This is a genomic window from Blautia sp. OF09-25XD (genome assembly GCF_003482095.1).
In the GTDB taxonomy this organism is placed as follows: domain Bacteria; phylum Bacillota; class Clostridia; order Lachnospirales; family Lachnospiraceae; genus Fusicatenibacter; species Fusicatenibacter saccharivorans.
Genome location: NZ_QUMG01000020.1, coordinates 14,169 through 30,792, shown reverse-complemented (window position 1 = coordinate 30,792; position 16,624 = coordinate 14,169). Strand labels below are relative to the sequence as shown.

Sequence of the window (16,624 nt, the reverse complement as noted above, 5' to 3'; positions counted from 1 at the left end):
AATTTTGTGAGACAATAACCATAGGTCTGTGAACAGGCTGGAAACAGTCCGTTCGAAAGACAAAAGCTCAAATAAGTACATATTTGAAAGGAGTTTAACAATGACTTATTCACACGAAGTAGAAATGATGTGTCCGGTTGCCCAGGGCGTGCATCACGGTGCAGCTCCGATTCCGGAGGAAGCAAAATGGGTAAAAGCAAAAGAAATCAAAGACATTTCCGGATTCACTCACGGTATTGGCTGGTGCGCACCGCAGCAGGGTACCTGCAAGCTGACTCTGAACGTAAAAGAGGGCGTTATCCAGGAAGCTCTCGTTGAGACCATCGGATGTTCAGGAATGACTCATTCTGCAGCTATGGCATCTGAGATTCTGCCAGGACTTACCATCCTTGAGGCACTGAATACTGACCTTGTGTGTGATGCTATCAATACTGCTATGAGAGAGCTCTTCCTGCAGATCGTTTACGGAAGAAGCCAGAGTGCATTCTCCGAGGACGGACTGGTTGTAGGCGCAGGCCTGGAAGACCTTGGTAAAGGACTTCGTTCCCAGGTTGGTACCATGTACGGAACTCTTGCAAAAGGACCTCGTTACCTGGAGATGACCGACGGTTATGTAACAGGTATCGCTCTGGATGCAGATGATGAGATTATCGGTTACAAATTCATCAACTTCGGAAAGATGATGGACTTCATCAAAGCCGGCGATGATGCAAACACAGCTTTCGAAAAAGCAAGCGGACAGTACGGACGTGTTGCTGATGCTGTTAAGATCGTTGACCCGAGAAAAGAGTAATCAGATAATTTAGGAGGATAGGAAAATGGCTTTATTTGAATCATATGAAAGAAGAGAGAAACAGATTCTGGCTAAGCTTGCTGAGTACGGAATCAACTCCATCGAAGAAGCTGCAGAAGTTACAAAAGCTGCTGGCCTTGATGTATACAAAATGATCGAAGGCATTCAGCCAATCTGCTTCGAGAATGCAAAATGGGCTTACACTGTAGGCGCAGCAATCGCAATCAAAAAAGGATGCCGCAAAGCTTCTGAAGCTGCTGCAGCAATCGGTGAGGGACTTCAGTCCTTCTGTATCCCGGGTTCTGTAGCAGATCAGCGTAAAGTTGGTCTTGGCCATGGTAACCTTGGTAAAATGCTTCTGGAAGAGGACACCGAGTGCTTCGCATTCCTGGCTGGACATGAGTCCTTCGCAGCTGCTGAGGGTGCTATCGGTATCGCTGAAAAAGCAAACAAAGTACGTCAGAAACCTCTGCGTGTTATCCTGAACGGTCTTGGAAAAGACGCTGCTCAGATCATCGCTCGTATCAACGGCTTTACTTATGTAGAGACTGAGTATGACTACTACACCGGAGAACTGAAAGAAGTATTCAGAAAAGCATACTCCGATGGACCGCGTGCGAAAGTTAACTGCTACGGCGCTAACGACGTTCGCGAAGGCGTTGCTATCATGTGGAAAGAGAACGTTGACGTTCCATCACCGGAAACTCCACCAACCCGACTCGTTTCCAGCATCCAGTTGCAGGTACCTACAAAAAAGAGCGTATCGAAGCTGGTAAAAAATACTTCTCCGTTGCTTCCGGCGGTGGTACAGGACGTACTCTTCACCCGGACAACATGGCAGCAGGTCCTGCTTCCTACGGTATGACCGATACTATGGGACGTATGCATTCTGACGCTCAGTTTGCAGGTTCTTCTTCTGTACCGGCTCACGTAGAAATGATGGGTCTGATCGGCGCAGGAAACAACCCAATGGTTGGTATGACTGTTGCTGTAGCTGTTGCTGTTGAAGAGGCAGCAAAAGCTGGCAAATTCTAAGATTAGCCAAACCTTGCGTAAATAAAATTATTTGAGCAAAAAAGAAGCGCCGCGGGAATTTTCCCGTATGGCGCTTCTTTTTTGCTGCTTTCGATATCCTGCAAAGTTGGGCGTGCAGATTGCAGGAACGATGTTTCAAACACATGCTATATTCTTTTGATCCATGCACAAAAAACGCCTCTGAACCCAAAACGTTTCAGAGGCGTTTTTTATATCATTCTAAGCATTATTTTGCAGCGATAAACTTCTTTGCAACCAGTGTCTCTGCACAAAGTACTGCTCCGCCTGCTGCGCCGCGGACCGTGTTGTGGGACAGACCTACGAATTTCCAGTCGTAGATGGAATCCTCTCTTAAACGGCCTACGTTGATTCCCATACCGTTCTCGTAGTTGACATCCAGTGTTACCTGCGGACGGTTATCTTCTGTCATGTAACGGATGAACTGTTTCGGTGCGCTTGGCAGATTCAGCTCCTGCGGAAGGCCTTTGAAGTTCTCCAGTTTTTCGATCAGCTGCTCTTTCGTCGGTTTCTTGCGGAATTTTACGAAAACAGCTGCGGTGTGTCCGTTTAATACCGGAACACGGATACACTGACAGGTGATCTTCGGCTCAGTTGCTTTTACGATCACGCCGTTTTCAATTTTACCCCAGATACGAAGCGGCTCCTGCTCGCTCTTCTCTTCTTCTCCGCCGATGAACGGGATGATGTTGCCTTCCATCTCCGGCCAGTCTTTGAAGGTTTTTCCTGCTCCGGAAATTGCCTGGTATGTGGTTGCAACCACTTCATATGGCTCGAACTCTTTCCATGCCGTTAATACCGGTGCATAGCTCTGGATTGAACAGTTCGGTTTTACAGCGATAAAGCCTCTCTTGGTTCCCAGACGTTTTTTCTGAAACTCGATAACATCGAAGTGCTCCGGGTTGATTTCCGGAACTACCATCGGAACATCCGGTGTCCAGCGGTGTGCGCTGTTGTTGGAAACAACCGGTGTCTCGGTCTTTGCATATGCTTCTTCAATCGCTTTGATCTCATCTTTCGACATATCAACAGCGGAAAATACAAAATCTACGGTAGATGCCACATGCTCTACATCATTTACATTCATCACAACGAGCTTTTTCACTGCTTCCGGCATTGGAGTATCCATTTTCCAGCGTCCGCCGACTGCTTCCTCATATGTTTTTCCGGCACTTCTCGGACTTGCTGCCAGGGTCACAACTTCAAACCACGGATGGTTCTCCAGCAGAGAAATAAATCTCTGTCCTACCATACCGGTTGCTCCTAAAATTCCTACTCTCAATTTCTGCTCCATTGGTTTCATCTCCTTGTTCTTCTGTGGCGTACATTTGTGCGTCTCATGTCATACTATACCAATTTTTTCAAAATTGCAACTGTTTTTTCAATTTTCCTGTAAATATTTTTTATTCTGCTCGATGACAGCCTGCATCGCATCTGCTCCCGGCGCACCGATCGTGTTGCGTCGTTCTACGCAGTTCTTCATGCTGATGGCATCATAAATATCATCCTCGAAGACCGGGCTGATCGCTTTGTACTCTTCGAGTTTCATATCATCAAGGGAGATTCCTTTGTCAATGCAGTACAGAACGAGACGGCCGACAATGCCATGTGCATCGCGGAACGGAACGCCTTTTCCAACAAGGTAATCAGCTGCGTCCGTTGCATTCGTGAAACCGTTCTTTGCACTGTTCTCCATGCGGTCTTTTTTGAAGTACATGGTAGAAAGCATGCCATTGAACAGAGCCAGGCATCCTTTTACGGTGTCGATGGTATCGAAGGTCAGCTCTTTATCCTCCTGCATATCTTTGTTGTACGCCAGCGGGATTCCCTTCATAGTGGTGAGCATTGACATCAGAGCTGCGTAAACGCGGCCTGTTTTTCCTCGAACAAGCTCTGCGATATCCGGATTCTTTTTCTGCGGCATGATACTGCTTCCGGTGCTGTATGCGTCGTCGATGTCCACAAACTGGTACTCATTGGTATTCCAGATGATAATCTCCTCGGAGAAGCGGGAAAGATGCATCATAATCGTAGAAAGAGCACTGAGGAGCTCAATGACATAGTCACGGTCGGATACGGAATCCATGCTGTTTAAGGTCGGGCCGTCAAAGCCGAGCAGCTCTGCTGTGTAAGCGCGGTCCAACGGATACGTCGTTCCAGCCAGCGCACCGGAACCGAGCGGACAGTAATTCATTCTCTTGTAGATGTCTGCAAGGCGGCCTCTGTCGCGGCGGAACATTTCAAAATATGCGCCCATGTGATGTGCCAGTGTGATCGGCTGTGCTTTCTGCAGATGGGTGAATCCCGGCATATAGGTGTGAATGTTCTCTTCCATGATTTTTTCAAGTGTTACCAGCACCTCTTTGACGAGTGCATCAATCTCGGTGATCTCATCGCGGACATAAAGTTTCATATCGAGGGCTACCTGGTCATTGCGGCTTCTTCCGGTGTGCAGCTTCTTTCCGGCGTCTCCGATGCGGTCGATCAGGTTTGCCTCCACGAAGCTGTGGATATCCTCATATTCGCTGGTGATTTCCAGTTTTCCGCTCTCCACATCGGCAAGAATCCCCTCCAGTCCTGCAAGAATCTGGTCTCTCTCCTCTTCTGTCAGGATGCCCTGTTTTGCCAGCATCTTTACATGTGCCATGCTGCCTTTGATGTCCTGTTTATAGAATTTCTGATCAAAGCTGATGGATGCATTAAAATTATACACTAACTTGTCGGTCTCTTTTGTGAACCGTCCGCCCCATAACTGTGCCATTTTCATTCCTCTTTTCCTGTAAGTTTTTTAAATTATCATGCATTATTATACAAGCATCCAACCTTCCTTTGCAAGTCAAATCACCTACTTTCCCGAATTTCGGCGTTTTGTGTAGTTTTTTTCCAGCCAGCCCAAGATGCCGTACAATCCTGCCGCAACGAGGCAGAGAATCAGGATGGACAGGATTACCCAGTCAAGTCTGAACAGATTTGCCCACCTTTTTGCGGCAGAGACGCTCGTCAGCCGCCCGATTTGCCGCTATCCAGAGCTCTTCAGAGACGATAGCAGGAATTTTCCCCGCATAGACGTACTGCCCGCCCGGCGGTGTAGGGAGCGTTTTTCCGGTGTTAAAATCGTAATGCTTCCTGTTCATGACTACGGTGCCTTTATTCATGGGATTCCGCACCATGCGGATAATGTCTGTTCCAGAGAATGGTTTTCCGGCGCGGCTGCGGACGCCCTCCGCTGCCAGAACCGCCGCAATTTTCCGTCCGCCGAGACCGTCTGCACAGAGTTCGTACATACGGCGCTTCACTGCGGCCTCCTCCGGGATGATCTCAATCGCTCCGTCTGCCGTCCGCCGGTAACCATAACTTTTTGAGGTCAGCACCGGCTTTCCATTATTCTGCTGCCGTTTCTGGTGCGCCAGATTCATCTTCTTGCTCAGCTCCCGGCTGTACTCCTCCGCCAGAATCGCCTTAATGCCGGTCAGAAGCGCGTCTTCCGGCGAATAGAATGTGTTCTCCAGATAAAAATACAGCCGCTTTCCGGCGCAGTTTAAGCGGTCTGCGAACAGATACCAGTCCCGCGTGTTCCGCATCAGGCGGTCCTGCGACTTGATTACGACGACATCAAACCTGTTCTGCTCGAGATCCTCGTACAGGCGGTTATATTCCCATCTGCCCTTCCGGCTCGTACCGGAGCGGCTCTCCACGTAGGCATCCACAAGCCTCCATCCTCTTGCCCGGATTGCCTCTTCCGCCTCCGCCGCCTGCCTTACCAGCGCATCCTTCTGATTTTCCTCCTCGGTGCTGCACCTTGCATAATAAACCGCACGCAGCTTCTCCTCTTCCATCTCCTGTCTCACTTTCCAGATGCTTCTCTTTACTATATAGAAAAAAGGACCGGAAAGTTCCGACCCTCTTTTTGTAATTTCTTTTACGGATTGCACCGTCCGCACGGCTCATAGCCTTCGGCGATCAGGTCCTCGCGCGGTCCCTGATATGTCGCCTTGTTTTCATCCTTAATCGAGCTGACGCTGGAGCATGACGGCAGGTGGAATTTCATGCTGGATGTGTTCATGACATATTCCTGCTGATCCGTCATCGTTCCGCTGCTTTCGCTTAACGTGCTGTCTCCCGTTGCATAATTAATTGAGATGCCCGGCTGATTGTTGTATGCGAAGATATGGAAGGAAATGCCCTCGCCGTCATCTTCCATGGAAAGTGCCTCCATCTCCACACCGTCCGCTACAAGGTTGTCCCCGATAAAAATTGGTGTAACGCGGTACAGCACATGGTTTCCGGTCTCTTTGACGTAGTCGGCAACCATGTTTTCAAACGGCAGCATGCCCTCGACATTCAGATAACGTGTTCCAGTGATCAGATTCTTCTCGTTTGCATTCTCACCGGTCAGCTGGTATCCGATCAGATGGCAGCGGTTGTACAGATATTTACCTTCCACCTGATCGTATTTTACCGTATGCCAGCCCGTCGGCTTTACCTGGCCGATCACGCCGCGCTTCTCCGTCGGCATCAGATCCTGGCCGATATTCGCCTCTGCCACGCCGCACCGTCCCAGGCTGTCCAGATTGCTGTAATGCTCGTACGACTCGGTCGTCTTTTCCTCATCGGTAAAATCCGGCTCATTTCCGTTTAAAACGACATACGGTTCACCGGAAAACTCCGAAACATCAAGAACTGAAACGGCCGTCGGTGCCTGATCGGTAATCTGGGATTCCGTCATCGTATAAGCGGCCGTAACCTCCGAACCGGAATCTGCTCTCTCCGTCGAGAGAAGATCCTGCGCCTCACAGCCGGTCAGTGTCAGAACAAGAAGCGCCGCCAGCAGCAGAAGCTGTTTTCTTGGTTTTTTCATTTCTCATATACCTCTTTCGTTATTTTCTCATGGGAATAGCCTGCAAACTCCTCCTCGGACACTTTATTCCATTTGGAAAGATCCAGGTCGAATTTCCGGTCAGACGGATAATGCCGGTTCCACCAGAAAACGATGATTTTCTCTATCTTCGCTTCCACAGCCTGCAGTCCCGTATTCTCCACAAAGCAGTATTCTCCTTCGCCTGCCTGCTCCAGAAAATCTGCCGCCGCCTGAAGTGTTACCTTCCCACTCTCCTTCTGCTCCGCGAACAGCTTTTCCGAAGCCGGATTCATCCAGAGCGTTTTCCCCTCACACAGTTCGCAGATTTTTTCCGTTACCACGCGGTCCCGCGAAACGCGTCGTCCGCCAAACTGCATTCCTCTTCGTTCTTCCAGACATACGATTCCAATCATCTGTCATCCTCCCTTCTCTTGCGTGTGCATATCTGAACACCTGACTGCCGTAGATAATCAGATAGCCAAGCCCCTCTCTTGCCCCGATAAACTCTCCGATTACAACACCGACGAGGCACAGGCCGATGTTGACCTTCCACACGGCGAGCAGCCCCGGAAGCGACCACGGCAGCACGACGCGGAACAGCATATCCTTCTTCGTTCCGCCGAGTGTTGCAATCAGGCGGAGCATATCCGGCTCCACACCCTGAAAGCTGCTGTAAATGCTGATCACCGAGCCGAATATCGCAACGGAAATGCCGGCCGTGATGATCGTTTTCACGTTTGCCCCCATCCACACAATGAGAAGCGGGGCGAGCGCCGATTTCGGCAGGCTGTTCAGGACTACCAGGTACGGCTCCATCACCGCAGAAAAGCGCGGAAAGAGCCACAAAAGCACAGCGAACGCCATGCCAAGTGCCGAGACGAGCAGAAAGCTGATTCCCGTCTCATACACCGTGATCCCGATATGGCGCAGAAGGTTCTGCTCCGTCAGCAGGGTCACGAACGTTTTTCCCACCCGCACAGGGCTGGAAAAGATAAACGGATCGATCCATCTCAGATCCGCCGCCACCTCCCATAATACCAGAAAACTGACGAGAAGCAAAGCCCGAAACACCCGCACCTGCTCCCGTTCTCTTTTTTTCTGCCGGAGATACGCCCTCTGAAAGCTGCTCTCCGGCGTTTTTGCCTGCTCACGCATTTTCATTCAGCTCCTTCCAGATGGCATTGAAATACGTTTTAAATTCCGGCGCACTGCGCGCTTTCATCGGCGTGCGCTCCTCCATCGCAAACCGGATCGGAATCTTTTTTTTCACATATGCCGGCCGTGCCGCCAGAACAATCACACGGTCCGCCATGCTGATGGCCTCCGAAATATCGTGTGTCACGAGAATTGCTGTCTTTCCCTCTTTTTTGATGATCTTTCCGATATCATCACAGACGTTCAGCCTCGTCTGGTAGTCGAGAGCGGAAAACGGCTCGTCAAGCAGCAGAAGATCCGGCTCCATCGCCAGTGTACGGATCAGTGCCGCCCTCTGCCGCATACCGCCGGAAAGTTCGGACGGACGGGCATTGGAAAAGGATTTCAGGCCGTATGTCTCCATCATCTCCCCAACTTTTTCTTTCCGCTCGGGTGTCAGCGTGCGCGAAATCTCAAGGCCCAGCAGAACGTTGCTGTAGATGGTCCGCCATTCAAACAGGTGGTCTCTCTGCAGCATGTAGCCGATATGGAGATCCGCCTCCGTGATCGGCCGTCCGCGGCTCAGCAGAGTTCCCGCCTCCGGCTTTAAAAGACCGGAAATCAAGTTCAGGATCGTGCTCTTTCCGCAGCCGCTCGGTCCGACAAGAGCAACAAATTCCCCCGGTTTTACCGAAAAGGTCAGATCGCACAGCGCCGGTGTTTCTCCTTTCATGGTGTGATAGGACAGTGATATATGCTCTAATGACAGGATTTGATCATCCATTTTTTTGCATCCTCCTCTATCTATAAGATATCATATGCAGCTTGCATCCCAGCCGCGCTGAGGCTATAATAGAAAGGATTGAAAGATACCAGGAGGTTTGAAGATACATTATGACCAATAAAAGAAATTACCAGAAGGAGCTGGATGCGAAGATTGCAGGACTTCACGGTGAAGTTCCGACCTTGCTGCTGCACAGCTGCTGTGCGCCGTGCAGCAGTTACGTGCTGGAATATCTGTCGCAGTATTTTTCCATTACGCTCTTTTACTATAATCCCAACATCTATCCACCGACGGAGTACGAGCACCGCGTGGAGGAACAGCAGCGTCTGATCCATTCTCTTCCCGCCGTGCATCCGATTTCCTTCTGCCCCGGACCGTACGATTCTGACCGGTTCTATGAGCTGACACGCGGGATGGAAAATGTGCCGGAGGGCGGCGAGCGCTGTTTTGTCTGCTATGAAATGCGGCTCCGCGAAGCGGCCGAAATGGCAAAGCAGCTCAAACTCGACTATTTTACAACAACCCTCTCCATCAGCCCGCTGAAAAACGCGGAAAAGCTGAATGAAATCGGAGAACGGCTTGCCGCCGAATACAGGATCCCATATCTCAATTCAGATTTCAAGAAACGGGGCGGCTACCAGCGTTCCATCGAACTTTCCCACGAATACGGCCTCTACCGCCAGGACTACTGCGGCTGCGTCTTTTCCCGCCGGGAACGCGACGCACGGGTGGCAGCACAGGAAAATGGCAACAGCTGATGTGCTCTTTGAAGTGTCCGGCCAAAAGCTCCGTCAGGATATGCTGTACGAACTGATTTTCCTGAAACTTGTAACAGCAAACGCCCTTTGCAGCAGATCTTTTTCCTGCAAAGGGCGTTCGTATTTCTGTCATATTTCTCATGATACCAGAAAACCCGCAGAACCTTACGTCCTGCGGGTTTCTAAAGAATAAGCCGAAAATCAGATTCGAACTGACGACCCCTTCATTACGAGTGAAGTGCTCTACCGGCTGAGCTATTTCGGCCTGTGAAATTCATTTTCTGAATGACACAATCATTATTATACCGTATTTTTTTGAAATTGCAAGCATTTTTTTGAAATTTATGAATCTTTTTCTAAAATTTGTTCCGCCCCACTGATTTCCTGCCGTTTTCATCCTTGTTGTTTTCACATCCCTGACGCAAATTTTATGCATAAACTTTGTCCTTGCTTTCAAAATTAAGGAAAACCATCACTTTTCCTTATAAAAATTAATGTATTTTGAAAGAAAAGCATTGACAACCGCCAAAAAAGTAAGTATAGTTTTTAACTAAAGGAAGAAAGGGGCTGTTGTCATGACCATGCAATACGATAATCTGGAAGACAAGCTCAGTCAGCTTGTAGAGTATACGAAAGATTCCGGAAAGATTGATTTATCTTTATACACTGAGTACGATGTAAAACGGGGACTGCGTGATTCCACCGGTAAAGGTGTTCTCACCGGCCTGACCGAAATTTCCGATGTTATCGGCTTCGATATTGATGAGCGCACCGGCGAAAAAGTTCCGACCGATGGCCGTCTCTATTTTCAGGGCTATAACGTCGCAGATCTGATCAAAGGTATGGAAGGACGACGCTTCGGTTTTGAAGAGATTACCTATCTTCTTCTGTTCGGTTCTCTTCCGACAGAACCGCAGTTAAATGATTTCAACGAAATTTTAAGTATCTACCGCGAGCTGCCGGACACTTTTGTCCGCGACGTTGTCATGAAGGCAACCAGCAAAAACATGATGAATACTCTGCAGCGCTGTGTGCTGACCCTGTATTCCTACGACGAAAAGCCGGATGACATTTCCATTCCGAACGTCCTCCGCCAGGCTTTGAGTCTGATCGCCAAAATGCCGCTGATCGCCGTTTACGGCTACCATGCATACCGCCACTACCACGAAAACCAGAACCTGATCATCCGAAATCCGAAACCGGAGCTGTCGATGGCTGAAAACATTCTGCAGATGCTTCACCCGGATGGAGAATACACTGCTCTGGAGGCAAAGGTTCTCGATGTTGCGTTAATTCTTCACGCAGACCACGGCGGCGGAAATAACTCAACATTTACGACACACGTTGTCTCCTCCTCCGGAACCGATACCTACTCTGCTGTTGCGGCTTCTTTAAGTTCCTTAAAAGGACCGCGCCACGGCGGTGCCAACTTGAAGGTTATGGAGATGTTTGAAAATATTGAAGAGAATGTTACAAACTGGGAAGACGAAAACGAACTGCGCACCTACCTGACCAAAATGCTTGATCGTGAAACATTCGATGGAACCGGTCTTATCTATGGTATGGGCCATGCTGTTTATACCCTGTCCGATCCACGTTGTGTGATTCTGAAAGAATATGCAAAGAAGCTTTCCGCTGAGAAGCACCGCGAGAAAGAATTTGCTCTCTATGAGTCTGTAGAACGCATTGCCGGCGAGTGTATCGCCAAAAAGCGCCGTCTGCTCAAACCAGTCTGTGCAAATGTTGATTTCTACAGCGGTTTCGTCTACGCAATGCTTGGCCTTCCAAAAGAGCTCTACACCCCGATCTTTGCTATCTCCCGTATCTCCGGCTGGTCCGCACACCGGATCGAAGAGCTTGTCAACGAAGGAAAGATCATCCGTCCGGCTTATAAATATGTCGGTCATCATCGTCCGTACGTTGCCATTGAAAGAAGAACCCCAAGAAAGACTTCCCACAGTTTTTCAAATAACTAAAAAATTATGCAAAAAGGACATCTGCCCGTACCATTCTGGTATCGGGCAGGTGTCCTTTTATTGCCAAGTGATCTCTCGAAAAACCCGCGGAGCGTGCTTCTCATGGTTATAAACAAAACTCTGCGTTATACCCGGATCTTTGTTCCCTTGGTATCTCGTTTTGCCAGCTTAATCTTCGCTGTCAGAGAAATCTCTTTGTCGTGATACGTGATCGTGTAATCCATCCGGCTTGCCAGCAGATACGCATGCTCTACCGCGTCGTCCTCTGCCATACGGATACCACGCACACCAACGGCTGCTTTTTTCTTCTCCGGCACTTCACTCGTAAGGAAGCGCAGGAAGACACCGTTTTTCGTCTGCAGAACCACATACTCCTGCTCCTGGCAGACCTCGGCAAGAATCAGACGGTCCTCCTCGGATGAAAGCTTCGTCGCCGCGATCGTTCGTTTTACGACATCAAACTCGGATCCATCGACAAGTTTTACCATACCGGCCGCGCTGACGAACAGCAGCTTATTGTTCTTGATATTTTCCAGTGCATCGACGTAAATCATCTGCTCCTTCTGGCTGCTGTAATTTCCAAGGTTGTCGATCGGCGTTCCCTTGTCACGGAATCTTCCATACGGGATGTCCATTACTTTGATGCTGTGCATCATGCCAAGATCCGTAAAGACGCAGATCTTATCGGTGTTTTTGCACTGGAACACATATTTGTTCTCGTTGTGCACAGCCTCTTTGTTCCGCTCGTAAGCAGACGTATCGATCGTCTTCGCATAACCGAAGCGGTCCATCAGGAAGACAACATCCATCTCCTCGACCTTCAGCTCCTCAAGAACAATCGCCTCAGCATTCTCAATCGCCGTTTTCCGCTTGTGGCCGTACTCTTTTTTTATCTGCGTCAGATCTTCCATAATAACTTCCGACATCGAGTCGTAATGATTTAAGATATCCTCGTACTTTGTAATCTTCGCCACAGTCGCCTCATGATCTTTTAAGAGTGCTTCCACTTCCAGTCCGATCAGTTTCTGCAGACGCATCTCCAGAATCGCCGTTGCCTGGCGTTCCGTAAAGCAGAGCTGTGCTGCCATACGCTCACTTGACTTTGATTTGAAGCGGATACCATCGGTCACTCCCATAATCAGACACTCTTTGACCTGCTTCTGTGTCTTGCTTCCGCGCAGGATCTCAATGATCAGATCGATCACATCGCATGCCTTGATCAGACCTTCCTGCACCTCGCGGCGCTCCATCTCTTTGCGGAGAAGGTTCTGGTATTTGCGGGTTGCCACTTCAAACTGGAAATCAACGTGATGCTCGATCACCTGTTTAAGGCTTAACGTCTCCGGTCTTCCATCTGCCACGGCGAGCATGTTGACACCGAACGTATCTTCCAAACGTGTTTTCTTGTACAGCAGATTCGTGATCCGCTCCACATCCGCGCCTTTTTTCAGTTCGAGCACGATGCGTGTTCCTTCTTTCGAGGACTGGTTGGAAATGTCGACGATTTCCGGCGCTTTCTTGCTCTCCACAAGCCCCGCCACATCGTTCAGGAACTTTCCGATGTTCGCACCGATCATCGGGTACGGAATTTCGGTGATCACAAGATACTGCTTTCCGTTTCTGCCTTTCTCCACTTCCACTTTTCCGCGGATTTTAATCTTTCCGACACCTTTTTCGTAGATCGACAGCAGGTCATCCTGATTGACGACAATACCGCCGGTCGGGAAATCCGGTCCTTTGATGTATTTCATCAGACCTTTGACGGTGATGTCGTTGTTTTTCATGTAGGCCTTGACCGCATCCACAATCTCACACAGGTTGTGCGGCGGAATGCTTGTTGCCATACCGACAGCGATACCGTCTGCGCCATTCAACAGAAGGTTCGGCACGCGCACCGGCAGAACAGACGGCTCTTTTTCCGTCTCGTCGAAGTTCGGTACGAAATCGACAACGTCTTTGTCGAGATCCTTTAAATAGACCTCCTGTGTAATTTTCTGCAGTCTCGCCTCGGTATATCGCATTGCAGCGGCACCGTCACCCTCAATCGACCCGAAGTTTCCGTGACCGTCCACAAGCGGCTGCCCTTTTTTGAAATCCTGTGCCATTACGACAAGAGCATCGTAAATGGAACTGTCGCCGTGCGGATGGTATTTACCCATCGTATCGCCGACGATACGCGCGCACTTTCGGAACGGCTTGTCGTACTGGATGCCGAGCTCATACATGTCATACAGAGTACGGCGCTGTACCGGCTTTAAACCGTCCCGCACGTCCGGAAGCGCTCGGGAAATGATGACGCTCATCGCATAATCAATATAAGATTTCTGCATGACCTCAGAATATTCGGTCCGTATAATCTGATCTTCTGATTTTTCTTTCATCTTCCTTTGTCCTTCCTGTTAAATATCCAGCTCTGCATCGGTTGCATGCTCATAAATAAATGCTTTCCGCGGCGGAACCTCGGTTCCCATCAGTACTTCCGTCACATCGGAGGCCATACGGGCATCCTCGATCTCCACACGCTTCAAAAGTCTCGTCTCCGGATTCAGTGTCGTCTCCCAGAGCTGCTCCGGGTCCATCTCGCCAAGACCTTTGTAGCGCTGCAGCGTAAATTTTTCTTTGTGTGTCTTTCTGTATTTTTCCAGTGCTTTGTCGTCGTACAGATACTCTTCTTTTCCGCGGGACGGCATTGCCTTGTAAAGAGGCGGCATCGCGATATAGACATGTCCCTCGTAGATCAGCTCCGGCATGAAACGGTAGAACAGTGTCAGCAGCAGCGTTGAAATATGCGCACCGTCGACATCGGCATCTGCCATGATGATAATTTTATCGTAACGGAGCTTTGTGATATCGAAGTCGTTGCCGTAACCCTCGGAAAAGCCGCAGCCGAATGCATTGATCATGGATTTGATCTCGGCATTTGCCAGAACTTTATCAATAGAAGCCTTCTCTACGTTCAGAATCTTACCGCGGATCGGCAGAATTGCCTGGAAATTACGGTCACGCGCCGTCTTTGCGGAACCGCCCGCAGAATCTCCCTCGACGATAAAGATCTCGCACAGCGACGGGTCCTTTTTCTCGCAGTTTGCCAGTTTGCCGTTCGTATCAAACGAATATTTCTGCTTGGTCAGCATATTCGTCTTGGCTTTTTCTTCGCTTCTGCGGATTTTGGCAGATCGCTCAGCGCAGGCAAGAACATTTTTCAGCACTTCGAGATTGCGGTCGAAATACAGCGGAATCTCCTCGCCCGTTACTTTTCCGGCGGCCTTTGCCGCATCCGGGTTGTCCAGCTTCGTTTTTGTCTGACCCTCGAACCGCGGATCCGGGTGCTTGATCGAAATAACAGCGGTCATACCGTTTCGGATATCCGATCCCGTAAAGTTATTGTCTTTTTCTTTTAAGACACCGATCTCTCTGGCATAGCTGTTCATAATCGTCGTAAAGGTCGATTTGAAACCGGAAATATGGGTACCGCCCTCAGCGTTGTAGATATTATTACAGAAGCCGAGCACGTTTTCCTGGAATTCGTTGATATACTGGAACGCACATTCTACGGTAATGCCCTCAGATTCCCCTTTGAAATAAATCGGATCGTGGATTGCCTCTTTATTCTTATTCAGATCGCGCACAAAACCAACAATGCCGTCCGGCTCGTGATACGTCAGGTGCTCCTCTTTTCCATCGCGCAGATCGGAAAAATAAATGGTAAGCGCCGGGTTCAGATATGCAGTCTCATGAAGACGGCTTTTGACCTCTGTTGCGGAAAAACGTGTTTTCTCAAAGATTTCCGGATCCGGCAGGAAGTTGATGCGGGTTCCGCTGTTCTTCGTTTTTCCGATCTTCGGCAGCAGCCCATCCTCATCGAGTTCCTGTACGGCAACACCTCGTTCGTAGCGGTCGTGATAAACCCAGCCGCCGAGGCTGACCTGTACGTCAAGATAGGTAGAAAGCGCATTGACAACCGAAGAACCGACACCGTGCAGACCGCCGCTTGTCTTGTACGCATTGTTGTCGAATTTACCGCCGGCGTGCAGGGTTGTAAAAACGAGACGCTCCGCCGGAACGCCTTTTTCATGCATGCCGACCGGGATTCCGCGGCCGTTGTCGGTCACGGTCGCCGAGCCGTCTGCTTCAAGTGTTACGTGAATGGTGTCGCAGTAGCCCGCAAGATGCTCGTCCACCGCATTGTCTACAATTTCATAAATCAGATGATTCAGGCCTTTCCGCGAGGTACTTCCGATATACATACCAGGGCGCTTACGCACTGCTTCGAGACCTTCCAGCACGGAAATACTGCTGGCATCATACGTTTCTTTTTTTGGCATAACTGTTCTATCCTCACTTATGTGTTACTGTCTTTTTCTCTTAAAAATACTTCTGTCTGTCCCATTTTGGGGGCACAGTATTTTATTATATCATTTTTCTTCCCGGAATAGCAAGATTTTCTTTAGAAGAAAGAATCTCCTCCGTTCATCAGCTCCTTAAAAGAAGTCACGTAGCGGTCTGCTTCCTGCTCCATCTTTGCGCGGTTTCCTTCCCCGCTTCTGTCATACACGCCCACAGCCGCAAATCCGCCCATTTTGGCGCCGCGGATTCCCGTTAGGATATCTTCATATACCACACACGTTTCCGGCGGAAGAGACAGCTTTTCAGCCGCTTTCTCGTAGATATCCGGAAAGCCCTTGCCGCGCTTTACTTCCGAGACGGTGACAAATGCTTTAAAATACTCATAAATCCCATTTCTCTTTAAGGCCGGCTCATACAGCTCCGGGCTCGATGAGGTAGCAACCGCCATGCGGATTCCTTTTTCTTTTAAATAGCGGAGATATTCTGCTGCCCCGTCTTTTAACTCCACTTCATACGTATAGGCGTCGACCGCCATCTGATGCCACTCCTGAATCAGTTCTTCCGGCGTTTCCGGAAAGCCGAACCGTCTGATCGTGTAGCGGGCAGCCTCCAGAAAGCCGAGCGGTGTAATCGCCTCCTGATAATCCGGCGGAACCTCAAGTCCTCTCTTCTTTAAAAATGCAATATCGATGTCATCCCAGACCCGCATCGAGTCGAGCAGTGTTCCGTCCAGATCAAAAATGGCTCCTTTGTACTGTTTCATTTGTCTTCTCCTTCTCTATTCTAATCTTTTTTCTTTCTTTTTAGAACGTATTTCTGTTTTTAGAACATTTGTTTGTTTTATCATACCATAACTGGTAAAAAATGCAAGTAAAATGCGAATTTCGCTACTTTTTGAAATTTTTTAAATTTTTTTCAAAA

General features: G+C 49.2%; 14 protein-coding genes, 1 tRNA gene and 1 pseudogene. 5 read left to right on the top strand and 11 right to left on the bottom strand.

Features of this window, described 5'->3' with window-relative positions; all coding sequences use genetic code 11:
• Positions 1-100 precede the first annotated feature (100 nt).
• From DXA93_RS14725 to DXA93_RS21010, 3 genes and pseudogenes are all read left to right on the top strand, one after another.
• On the top strand, positions 101-793 hold the full coding sequence (locus DXA93_RS14725) for an iron-sulfur cluster assembly scaffold protein (protein WP_022463018.1): 693 nt from the start codon (positions 101-103) through the stop codon (positions 791-793).
• Between the two features lie 25 nt (positions 794-818).
• Positions 819-1,828: pseudogene (locus DXA93_RS20725) on the top strand (GGGtGRT protein).
• Between the two features lie 67 nt (positions 1,829-1,895).
• On the top strand, positions 1,896-1,988 hold the full coding sequence (locus DXA93_RS21010; RefSeq protein ID WP_369123061.1) for a DUF6783 domain-containing protein: 93 nt from the start codon (positions 1,896-1,898) through the stop codon (positions 1,986-1,988).
• A 66-nt stretch (positions 1,989-2,054) separates the two neighbouring features.
• Here DXA93_RS21010 and asd read toward each other — a convergent pair whose 3' ends face one another.
• From asd to DXA93_RS14685, 7 genes are all read right to left on the bottom strand, one after another.
• Positions 2,055-3,140 carry an aspartate-semialdehyde dehydrogenase gene (gene asd / locus DXA93_RS14715; RefSeq protein WP_022463016.1) on the bottom strand — a complete coding sequence of 362 codons (1,086 nt, stop codon included), beginning with the start codon at positions 3,138-3,140 and terminating at the stop codon, positions 2,055-2,057.
• Between the two features lie 87 nt (positions 3,141-3,227).
• The gene (gene argH, locus DXA93_RS14710; RefSeq protein WP_119208634.1) at positions 3,228-4,607 is read right to left on the bottom strand and encodes an argininosuccinate lyase; all 1,380 of its coding nucleotides are present in this window, start codon (positions 4,605-4,607) and stop codon (positions 3,228-3,230) included.
• Positions 4,608-4,800: 193 nt separating this feature from the next.
• Positions 4,801-5,694 (bottom strand): recombinase family protein, encoded by an 894-nt coding sequence (locus DXA93_RS14705; protein ID WP_147398226.1) that lies wholly within the window; start codon positions 5,692-5,694, stop codon positions 4,801-4,803.
• A gap of 71 nt (positions 5,695-5,765) precedes the next feature.
• Positions 5,766-6,704, bottom strand: a complete 939-nt coding sequence (locus DXA93_RS14700; protein ID WP_118594537.1) for a DNA/RNA non-specific endonuclease — start codon at positions 6,702-6,704, stop codon at positions 5,766-5,768.
• Positions 6,701-6,997: a hypothetical protein gene (locus DXA93_RS14695; RefSeq protein ID WP_022463012.1), complete on the bottom strand. Its 297-nt coding sequence runs from the start codon at positions 6,995-6,997 to the stop codon at positions 6,701-6,703. The genes DXA93_RS14700 and DXA93_RS14695 overlap by 4 nt, the downstream gene beginning before the upstream one ends.
• A gap of 16 nt (positions 6,998-7,013) precedes the next feature.
• Entirely contained in the window at positions 7,014-7,859 is an 846-nt protein-coding gene (locus DXA93_RS14690) for an ABC transporter permease (RefSeq protein ID WP_117812857.1), read from the bottom strand.
• Positions 7,852-8,622 carry an ABC transporter ATP-binding protein gene (locus tag DXA93_RS14685; protein ID WP_118594538.1) on the bottom strand — a complete coding sequence of 257 codons (771 nt, stop codon included), beginning with the start codon at positions 8,620-8,622 and terminating at the stop codon, positions 7,852-7,854. Before DXA93_RS14685 ends, DXA93_RS14690 begins: the two co-directional genes overlap by 8 nt.
• Before the next feature lie 110 nt (positions 8,623-8,732).
• Between DXA93_RS14685 and DXA93_RS14680 the strand changes: the two genes are divergently transcribed.
• Positions 8,733-9,380 (top strand): epoxyqueuosine reductase QueH, encoded by a 648-nt coding sequence (locus DXA93_RS14680; RefSeq protein WP_118594539.1) that lies wholly within the window; start codon positions 8,733-8,735, stop codon positions 9,378-9,380.
• 192 nt (positions 9,381-9,572) lie between these two features.
• Here DXA93_RS14680 and DXA93_RS14670 read toward each other — a convergent pair.
• Positions 9,573-9,645, bottom strand: a tRNA-Thr gene (locus DXA93_RS14670).
• 310 nt (positions 9,646-9,955) lie between these two features.
• On the opposite strand from DXA93_RS14670, the gene DXA93_RS14665 reads away from it, so the two are divergent.
• Positions 9,956-11,356 (top strand): citrate/2-methylcitrate synthase, encoded by a 1,401-nt coding sequence (locus tag DXA93_RS14665; protein WP_118594540.1) that lies wholly within the window; start codon positions 9,956-9,958, stop codon positions 11,354-11,356.
• Positions 11,357-11,481: 125 nt separating this feature from the next.
• Here DXA93_RS14665 and DXA93_RS14660 read toward each other — a convergent pair whose 3' ends face one another.
• The 3 genes from DXA93_RS14660 to DXA93_RS14650 form a co-directional block, all read right to left on the bottom strand.
• Positions 11,482-13,737, bottom strand: coding sequence for a DNA gyrase/topoisomerase IV subunit A (locus tag DXA93_RS14660; protein WP_118641143.1), 2,256 nt, complete (start codon positions 13,735-13,737; stop codon positions 11,482-11,484).
• Positions 13,738-13,755: 18 nt separating this feature from the next.
• Positions 13,756-15,681 carry a DNA gyrase/topoisomerase IV subunit B gene (locus tag DXA93_RS14655; RefSeq protein ID WP_117805360.1) on the bottom strand — a complete coding sequence of 642 codons (1,926 nt, stop codon included), beginning with the start codon at positions 15,679-15,681 and terminating at the stop codon, positions 13,756-13,758.
• Positions 15,682-15,803: 122 nt separating this feature from the next.
• Positions 15,804-16,466 (bottom strand): HAD family hydrolase, encoded by a 663-nt coding sequence (locus DXA93_RS14650; protein WP_118641145.1) that lies wholly within the window; start codon positions 16,464-16,466, stop codon positions 15,804-15,806.
• Between the last annotated feature and the right edge of the window lie 158 nt (positions 16,467-16,624).

Coding starts and splice junctions, on each gene's coding strand:
- DXA93_RS14655 (WP_117805360.1), bottom strand. CDS start 15,681: ATGCCAAAAAAAGAAACGTATGATGCCAGCAGTATTTCCGTGCTGGAA.
- DXA93_RS21010 (WP_369123061.1), top strand. CDS start 1,896: ATGGCGCTTCTTTTTTGCTGCTTTCGATATCCTGCAAAGTTGGGCGTG.
- DXA93_RS14685 (WP_118594538.1), bottom strand. CDS start 8,622: ATGGATGATCAAATCCTGTCATTAGAGCATATATCACTGTCCTATCAC.
- DXA93_RS14725 (WP_022463018.1), top strand. CDS start 101: ATGACTTATTCACACGAAGTAGAAATGATGTGTCCGGTTGCCCAGGGC.
- DXA93_RS14650 (WP_118641145.1), bottom strand. CDS start 16,466: ATGAAACAGTACAAAGGAGCCATTTTTGATCTGGACGGAACACTGCTC.
- argH (WP_119208634.1), bottom strand. CDS start 4,607: ATGGCACAGTTATGGGGCGGACGGTTCACAAAAGAGACCGACAAGTTA.
- DXA93_RS14690 (WP_117812857.1), bottom strand. CDS start 7,859: ATGCGTGAGCAGGCAAAAACGCCGGAGAGCAGCTTTCAGAGGGCGTAT.
- DXA93_RS14700 (WP_118594537.1), bottom strand. CDS start 6,704: ATGAAAAAACCAAGAAAACAGCTTCTGCTGCTGGCGGCGCTTCTTGTT.
- DXA93_RS14695 (WP_022463012.1), bottom strand. CDS start 6,997: ATGAATCCGGCTTCGGAAAAGCTGTTCGCGGAGCAGAAGGAGAGTGGG.
- DXA93_RS14680 (WP_118594539.1), top strand. CDS start 8,733: ATGACCAATAAAAGAAATTACCAGAAGGAGCTGGATGCGAAGATTGCA.
- DXA93_RS14660 (WP_118641143.1), bottom strand. CDS start 13,737: ATGAAAGAAAAATCAGAAGATCAGATTATACGGACCGAATATTCTGAG.
- asd (WP_022463016.1), bottom strand. CDS start 3,140: ATGGAGCAGAAATTGAGAGTAGGAATTTTAGGAGCAACCGGTATGGTA.
- DXA93_RS14665 (WP_118594540.1), top strand. CDS start 9,956: ATGACCATGCAATACGATAATCTGGAAGACAAGCTCAGTCAGCTTGTA.